The 8,334-nt window shown below is 33.6% G+C and carries 7 protein-coding genes; 6 read left to right on the top strand and 1 reads right to left on the bottom strand.

Features of this window, described 5'->3' with window-relative positions; genetic code table 11:
- Positions 1–410: 410 nt before the first annotated feature.
- Positions 411–2,342, top strand: coding sequence for a glycosyltransferase (locus tag VF726_RS31415; RefSeq protein ID WP_440174127.1), 1,932 nt, complete (start codon positions 411–413; stop codon positions 2,340–2,342).
- Between the two features lie 65 nt (positions 2,343–2,407).
- Positions 2,408–3,184 carry a class I SAM-dependent methyltransferase gene (locus VF726_RS31410; RefSeq protein ID WP_440174125.1) on the top strand — a complete coding sequence of 259 codons (777 nt, stop codon included), beginning with the start codon at positions 2,408–2,410 and terminating at the stop codon, positions 3,182–3,184.
- A gap of 40 nt (positions 3,185–3,224) precedes the next feature.
- Here VF726_RS31410 and VF726_RS31405 read toward each other — a convergent pair whose 3' ends face one another.
- Positions 3,225–4,169, bottom strand: a complete 945-nt coding sequence (locus VF726_RS31405; protein ID WP_440174124.1) for an NAD-dependent epimerase/dehydratase family protein — start codon at positions 4,167–4,169, stop codon at positions 3,225–3,227.
- A gap of 271 nt (positions 4,170–4,440) precedes the next feature.
- Between VF726_RS31405 and VF726_RS31400 the strand changes: the two genes are divergently transcribed.
- From VF726_RS31400 to VF726_RS31385, 4 genes are all read left to right on the top strand, one after another.
- On the top strand, positions 4,441–5,235 hold the full coding sequence (locus VF726_RS31400; RefSeq protein WP_440174122.1) for a sulfotransferase family 2 domain-containing protein: 795 nt from the start codon (positions 4,441–4,443) through the stop codon (positions 5,233–5,235).
- A 204-nt stretch (positions 5,236–5,439) separates the two neighbouring features.
- Complete coding sequence (locus VF726_RS31395) at positions 5,440–6,162, top strand: methyltransferase domain-containing protein (RefSeq protein WP_440174121.1); 723 nt, start codon at positions 5,440–5,442, stop codon at positions 6,160–6,162.
- A gap of 26 nt (positions 6,163–6,188) precedes the next feature.
- On the top strand, positions 6,189–7,061 hold the full coding sequence (locus VF726_RS31390) for a methyltransferase (protein WP_440174120.1): 873 nt from the start codon (positions 6,189–6,191) through the stop codon (positions 7,059–7,061).
- Between the two features lie 219 nt (positions 7,062–7,280).
- Positions 7,281–8,334: glycosyltransferase WbsX family protein (locus VF726_RS31385; protein ID WP_440174119.1), on the top strand; the 1,054-nt coding region annotated here is incomplete at its 3' end.

The following is an 8,334-nucleotide window of genomic DNA, read 5'->3' as shown; positions in this document are numbered from 1 at the left end:
CGCGACTTCCTTATGTTAACATCTTCATCTTTCAATGTCAACTAAGTTTTTCATTTCGTTTGCCGCGTTCTGCGTTATTGCATCGGCGACTTGTTCTATATTACACCCCTATACCCTAATCGTCAATACCTTTTACCTTTTTATTTTATAAATTATAAAATGTATTGTCCGTCTCTAAAAATTAATAAAATGGTACAGTTACTTTCATAATCGACACTCTACACTTTCTTACCACTTATACCTTTCTAAAGAATGAATATCAAGCCAAACAAATATATATTAAAAGTAGCATCTTTTATTGCGAATACATTCCAGCTACATTCCCAATTATCTTCTACTACTTCTCTCTAGGAGTTATAAATACGCCATACATTTACTAAAAACCTAATTAACTTAGGAGGCGTTATGAAATGCATGTTAATAAGAAGATCATTTATGTATCCCATGATGCCCATTTCCACGGAGCACAGCTGCTTTCTTTACATACCATTAAAGCTCTTAAAGAAAACTTTCATTACTCCGTCGCAATTATTTCGATTGGAACGGGCACTTTAATCCGCGATTTCCAAAAGTATGGTCCTGTTTATTGCCTAGAGAAAGACTACCCAACGGAAGGAAATGTCGAATTATTAATAAAGAAGTTAGTATCACAAGGTTATACCATCGCCATATGTAGTACCGTTATAAGTGGTGATATAGTTGCATCACTAGCTAAACACAATATAGAAGTTATTTCATTAATACATGAACTGCCGCATTTAATACAGCAGTACTCTGCCGAGGGAAAAGCTAGAAACATTGCCGAGTTTGCTTACAAAATTGTCTTCCCTTCACAGTACGTGTATGAAAAATTCCGTACAATCACCCAATTAGATCATCAAAAATGCCACATCCTCCCTCAAGGCTTGTTTAACCACAATCTTTATAAGAACAATATTGCAAAAGCTAGAAACGAATTAAGAAAAAAACACAACCTGCCTCTAGATAGCAAAATCATTTTGGGAGTAGGTTTCGCTGATCATCGAAAAGGAATAGATTTATTCTCACTTATTGCTTACTCCGTAAGAAAGGTTCATAAGAATATTCATTTTATCTGGGTCGGAAGAACAGATGTTTCTTTTTTTAACACGCTATCCCAAAGATATACAGCACATTTCACATTAGTGGAGCCTACTCCAGATATCGGTTTATATAACGCCGGGGCTGATTTATATTTATTAACTTCAAGAGAAGATCCTTTTCCAAACGTTGTTTTAGAAGCATTAGATATAAAGGTTCCTGTTATTGGGTTTAAAAATGCTGGAGGTTTTGGAGATGTTGTTACGGAACAAACTGGCGCATTAGTAGACTATTTAAACTTACCGATGATGCTGGAAAGAATATATGAATTTATTGGAGATGAAGATTTACGATTACAAAAAGGTAGCTTTGGCCAAAAACTTATTGAAAAAGATTTCAATTTCCTTCATTACATTTATCAATTGTTAAGCCTGGTTGAGCATAATTATAAAAAAATAAGCGTAATCTTACCGAACTATAATTACGAAAAATACTTACCTGACCGAGTTAAATCAATATTAAACCAAACCTATCCTCTTTACGAACTCATTTTCCTAGACGATGCTTCTACTGACAATAGTGTATCTACATTTGAACAGCTGCTCTCAAACGAAAATAAATCCCACCTAAAAGTTCAACAAATTATTAATGATAAAAACTCTGGTTCTGTATTTAAACAATGGATAAAAGGTGTCTCTGCAGCAACTGGTGATTATATTTGGATTGCAGAGGCCGATGACTTATGTGATCAGACATTTTTAGAAGAAGTAATGCAAGGGTTTCATATAAATAGTGATGTCACCTTAAGCTATACACAATCAAAACAAATAGATGAACAAGGAAATATCCTAGCCAATCATTATTTAGATTACACAAATGATATTGATAAAGAAAAATGGAAGAGTTCTTATTTTAGAAAAGGGACAGATGAAATACAAGATACGTTACTTATCAAAAACACGATTCCTAATGTCTCAAGTGTAGTTTTTAAAAACATAGCTATACAAACTACAGCAAAACAATTAGAAAAGTTTAAAGTAGCTGGCGATTGGTTTTTCTATGTTTCTATTCTGAAAGAGGGAAATATTTATTTCAATCCAAAACCGCTAAACTATCATAGACGACATACAAATAGCGTAACGAGAACAGAAGATTCATATTCCCATTACAGTGAAGTTGTACAAATGCAGAATTTCATTACAGAAACCTTTACTATCGACGACATTTCAAAAAAGAAAATGTACACATATAGAAAGTACCTTAAAGCATATTTGAAGGTTTAATTATATATTTCCCTTACCATCAGTATCTCTTATAAGACGTTACCATCATTAAAGGGGGTTACTCTTTGAAAGAATTTATAGAAGCAAATAAAGATTTGATTTCTCAGATGGCACATAACTACAATGTAACTGCAAGTATCCATCCAGAGGATCATATCTTTCAATTCCTTGTCACGAATCCAGTCTTTCCGTCAAAAAAAGAAGCGATAGATTATTATTTTAAGGATGGAAGAAAATCAGCAGAGACACTCTTAGATTTAATCACTTCCTTCTCTCCTCCTATAGAAACTCCCATTCAATTATTAGAATTCGCATCTGGATATGGCTGCATAACACGTCATTTATTAAATCTACAAACGAACTTAAGTATAACTACTTGTGATATACATGAAGAGGCTATTACTTTTATTGAAAGTACATTAAATACTGCTTCTATCTTATCTCATCCCGAACCAGAACAAGTAAAATTAGCCTCGTCTACGTATAATATCGTTTTTTGTTTATCCTTTTTTTCTCATATGCCTGACACGACTTGGTTTCGTTGGCTTCAAACATTGTATAATGCTGTTTCCCCTGGCGGATTATTCATTTTCACAACTCATGGATATCAAAGTAAAAAGTACTTTGGCTTTCCCGATTTAAATGAACAGGGGTATTGGTTTCTTCCCTCTAGTGAACAACTGGATTTAGATGTTTATCAATACGGGCAAACGATCGTTAGCCCCTCTTACGTATGTGACAAAATTAAATTATTACCTTATAACCCTATTATAAAAAAATACACTGAAGGTTTTTGGTGGGAGCATCAAGACCTTTGGGTAATACAAAAAGAAATAAAATAATAAACCATGCTCTACTTATACAGAAGTAGGGCATGGTTTATTATTTTTTACTATATAAGAACTCTTCAATCCATAGCTTATTTAATCTAATACCACTTTTGAAATCTATTTTCGGTTCCCAATTACATTCTTGTCTTACTCTATCTATATTTAAGATGATTTTTTGAACATTTTCTTGTTTTTGTTTATAACAGATAAAATCCACTTTTCTTTCCGTTAACTTCTCCAATTCTACTATAATTCGTTTTAAAGAAAGGCCTTTGCCGCTCCCTATGTTATACACACATGATTTCAGGCGATTTAATTGTGATAGTTGTATAGTGATTTCAACTAAATCATCGATATAAATATAATCTCGAATAATCTCTTGTGGATTCCCATATATATTAATCTTTTCATTACTGAGATGTTGATACAAAAAATAATTGATTGCACCAACTTTCTTTAAAGGGTTTTGATATTTTCCATATGGATTAGAATATCTACATACAACATAGTCAATTCCGTATTTTTTCTTATAAAAGTACAAATAATTTTCAAGCGACACTTTTGTTATTCCATAAGGAGAAAGTGGTTTTAATGGATGTTCCTCAGCAATAGGTAAATATTCAGGCTCACCATACACGGTGCCCCCAGAAGATGCTAATACAATTCTTTTAATAGGAAAATTTTTAACACTTTCCATGAAATTAAGAAAAAAAAAGCTACTGTTTATATCTCCGAAAACATCTTCAATTGAAGTTGCTACATTAGACGTTGCAGCTAAATAAATAATCATATCCACATTCACTAAAGCTTTATATATATCTTCAACATTCGCTAAATCACCTTTAATAAATTCAACCTCACTTATAATATTTTGAGGGAAATTATTTATATGTCTGGAAAAGATTTTTACATTTTGCCCTTGATTCAATAAACCTAATGCGAGGTTAATACCAATAAAACTATTTCCACCTACTATTAAATAATTATTCTTCCTCATAATATCCTCTCTAGTAATAAGATTTTTACTTATCACACCTAGAAATACAAATAAATGAACTTGGTCACTCCTATTATTCATTGTCTTATAATTGTATGCCCCTTATAAATTTTCATTATCTTTATTTTATATTTTCCTTTTAGAAGCACTACCTTATTAAGCTGACCACAAAAAAACACTCATAATATTTACTCATTCCCATGAATATATTGGATTAGTAAATGCCTCCCCCTCTCCATATATAAAATTCTCAAAAAGGAGCACTACATGTATGAAGAATGTAAATCAAGGGCTTTTAAATCATGTAATCCTACATAAAGATCGAATCCCACATTTCCATAAAGACTTTCCACTTATACTATTTTGGAGCCATAGAAGCGGATGCACTACTTTAGCTAATTGGTTCTTTTTTCAAATTGGATTGTTTAATGAAGCAAAGCAATACCATGACTTCATTCATTACTATGAATTCTGGGTGTATAAAAACAACACTAACTACATACCAGAGTTACAAAATGGACTTCTATCAGCAAAAAAAGATGTTTGTAAACTCGTGCGGAATCCCTATACAAGGGCTGTCAGCTCATTTTTATTACTTGCTGACAATCCATATGCAATTCCTCAATGGGAAAGTATCCGCCATTATTTGTATAATGACAAATATAGTAGCCAGGGAATATCCTTTAAACAATTTTTATATTACGTTCGAGCATTAGGTCCAAATTCCCTCGCAATGGACATACATTTTAGCCAACAATACGTTTCAGGTGAAGAAAAATTCATCCAATACTATATTCCTTTAGAAGATTTTAATACACAAATCACCAAATTAGAACATACGTACGATTTAATTAAATCCAATTTAGCGCTACTTACAAATTCAGATCATCATCGTGCTCATAAAATGCTTTATACAGGAAGCTATGCAGAGCTCAGCATTACGGATGCTACCTTTCCTCGCTTTCCAACATATGAAAGTTTTTATGATGAAGAAACAATGGCGTTAGTTACAGAAATATATGCACAAGACTTTGAAATGTACCCGTACACAAAAGGGATACTTTAAATCGATACACTCTTCAATGAATAAAAGCGAATGTGTCGCATAGCATAAAGTGAAACTTTAATTAGCGTGGGGTTCTCCCCCCGCTAATTATTTCCTTCTACCAATCTTACTTTTATGGATTCCCTTATTTTCACCCACTCTCATTGATTTCGCTGATTGTTGACGTATGTGTCGCATGCATTTTTTACACAGGAGTGATGTCATGTGGAAGGTAATTTGAAGCACAATAATGGATATTGCGTTATTTGCGAGAAGGAAGCTACATTTATAGAGCATAATGATTGGCTTAGAGATCACTACTTATGTTCTACATGCCACTCTATACCAAGGCAGCGAGCTTTAATACATGTTTTAAATACATTTTTTCCAAAATGGGGTTCCTATCATATCCACGAATCTTCTCCAGGAGGGATTACAACTCAACTACTAATAAAAAACTGCAAAAACTATACATATTCTCAATACTTTAAAAACCACCCTCTCGGCCAATACTTTCAAGGAATTAGATGCGAGAACTTAGAAGACATGACTTTCCAAAATGAATCTTTTGATTTATTCATTACTCAAGATGTCTTTGAACATGTAATGGAGCCAAACAAAGCCTTTAAAGAAATAGAGCGTGTATTAAAGCCTGGCGGCGCTCATGTGTTTACTGTACCTTGGTATCACACACTCCCAAAGACTTTGCAAAGAGCAAGAATCAATAAGGATGGCATTGAATATATTGAAGAGCCAATTTATCACGGAAATCCTATTGATGAGAATGGGTCTTTAGTAACATTTGATTGGGGCCAAGATATGATTGAATATATTTATACACATGCAAATATGTATACTATTGTTTATTTACAAAAGGATAGATCACTGGGGTTAGATGCTGAGTTTCTACATGTTTTTATTAGTAAAAAACACGAAAATGATTTTTAGGTACTATATAATTTGGAGGTTAACAAATGAATAACTTTAAATTAGGAAGTGATTTCGATAACCTTGTTAGCCCGCTTTCTGATGTTGAACTTCTAAATCTATTTATACAAAGTTGCTCACAAACAAAGATAAACGGCATCCCAGTACCTATGTTCCCCCCTGAAGAAATTCAACAACAGTTTGTAGGCGCCTCCTATGAACATGCTCTTTATGAAGCATATTTGTTTTATATCCTCGTAAAAACATATGCTCATAATTTAGGCGTTCCCTTGAATAAAGAACGGAAAATTTTAGACTTTGGTTGCGGATGGGGAAGAATTATACGCTTCTTTTTCAAAGATGTTCGCCATAAAAATTTACTTGGTATTGATGTAGATCCTGTAATGATTAATCTTTGTAACGAAACGTTAGGAAGAGGCAAATATAAAACAGCTCCCCCACAACCTCCTGTAGAATTTATTAATGACAATTCATTAGACATCATATTCGCTTATTCTGTATTCTCACATTTATCCGAAGAAACTGCAGAAAATTGGATAAAGGAATTTTCAAGAATTCTTCGTCCAGGTGGAATCTTCATCGCCACAACACAAGCACGCTATTTTCTCGATTTCTGTCAACAATTCAAGGAACACCCTGAATTAATTAAAACAGGGTGGCATAAAACTTTATCTCAAGCTTTTCCAGATATAAATCGTGCCATCTCGGATTATGAAAGCGGAAATTTTGTCCACAGCGCTACGGGAGCTGGAGACGTTAGAAATAGTAGCTTCTACGGAGAAACTGTTATACCTAGAAATTATATTAAAAATCACTATGAGAAGTACTTAAAGCTAAGGGACTTTTTTGATGATGCAAACCGATTACCTCAAGCTCTATTTGTTCTCCAAAAAGATTAACTCTTTTCGCTCATTGTATAATGAAGATCATTTTGTATCTCAGCCGTATATATTAAATCATCAAAGCTTTCCATATCAGGCAAACTGGACAAAAGAATTCATTATGTAGCATAAACAAAGTAAGTAAGTAAATAACATATCGCGCGCTTTAAACCGGCTCCCAAAATCAAAAGTAACTTCCCACCACTGGAACTACGAAGAACATAAGGGGGATATACCTTGAAAATAATCGCTTTTTACTTACCACAGTTTCATCAAATAAAAGAAAATGACCAATGGTGGGGTAAAGGTTTTACTGAATGGACAAATACGAAAAGTGCACGACCTTTATTTTCAGGACATTATCAACCTAGAGAACCTTATCAAGATTTTTATTATGACTTAACCACCCCATCCGTAAGAAAATGGCAAGCAGAAATCGCCAAAGCACATGGCATATATGGCTTTTGTTATTACCATTACTGGTTTAAAGGCAAGAGGCTATTGGAGACACCCTTTAACGAGGTACTTAAGATGAAGGAACCAGATTTTCCATTTTGCCTTTCTTGGGCAAATGAACCGTGGACAAAAACTTGGGATGGTCTTGATAGTCACATATTAATGCCTCAAAATTACGGAGGGTTATCGGATTGGAAAGAACACTTTGAGTATTTATTACAAGCTTTCCAAGATGAGAGATATATCCGTATAGATGATAAACCGCTATTCATTATTTATCGTCCTGGGCATATCCCTGATTGTGAACAAATGCTTAATTACTGGAATTTACTCGCACAAGAAAACGGTTTGAAAGGTATATACTTTGTAGAAACATTAAACAGCTTTCCACTTCCTAATATAAATGGATTTGATGCTAGCATTCAATTTGAGCCTTTTTATACAATCGCTCATGATAGCTCTTCAGACATAAATAAGACAATATATGAGTCTGATAAACAAATAAACGCTTGGGATTATGATAAAGTGTGGATGTATATATTAAAACGATCTCTTCCAGAGAAAAAAACATTTCCCGGTGCCTTTGTGGACTGGGACAACACAGCACGCCGCAAGGACTTAAATAGCAGCATTTTTGTAGGCTCTACTCCTGAAAAGTTCACAATATACTTAAGCAAGCAAATTCACCGTACGTTCTCCCTTTATAATAGTGAGTTTTTATTTATTAATGCGTGGAATGAATGGGCAGAAGGCACTTACTTAGAACCAGATAAAAAACATGGATTCGCCTATTTAGAAGGAGTTAAACAGGCAATTAACAGAGGTATGAAAACAT

Origin of the sequence: Bacillus sp. Brlt_9, from assembly GCF_051948935.1 — a bacterium.
Taxonomy (GTDB): Bacteria; Bacillota; Bacilli; order Bacillales; family Bacillaceae_G; genus Bacillus_A.
The sequence above is the reverse complement of the archived record's forward strand: the minus strand, read 5'-3'. Positions and strand labels throughout refer to the sequence as shown.

What these genes read in the sequence shown, in the direction of transcription:
- VF726_RS31390 (WP_440174120.1), top strand. Translation starts at nt 6,189, where the DNA reads ATGAATAACTTTAAATTAGGAAGTGATTTCGATAACCTTGTTAGCCCG.
- VF726_RS31405 (WP_440174124.1), bottom strand. Translation starts at nt 4,169, where the DNA reads ATGAGGAAGAATAATTATTTAATAGTAGGTGGAAATAGTTTTATTGGT.
- VF726_RS31400 (WP_440174122.1), top strand. Translation starts at nt 4,441, where the DNA reads ATGAAGAATGTAAATCAAGGGCTTTTAAATCATGTAATCCTACATAAA.
- VF726_RS31415 (WP_440174127.1), top strand. Translation starts at nt 411, where the DNA reads ATGCATGTTAATAAGAAGATCATTTATGTATCCCATGATGCCCATTTC.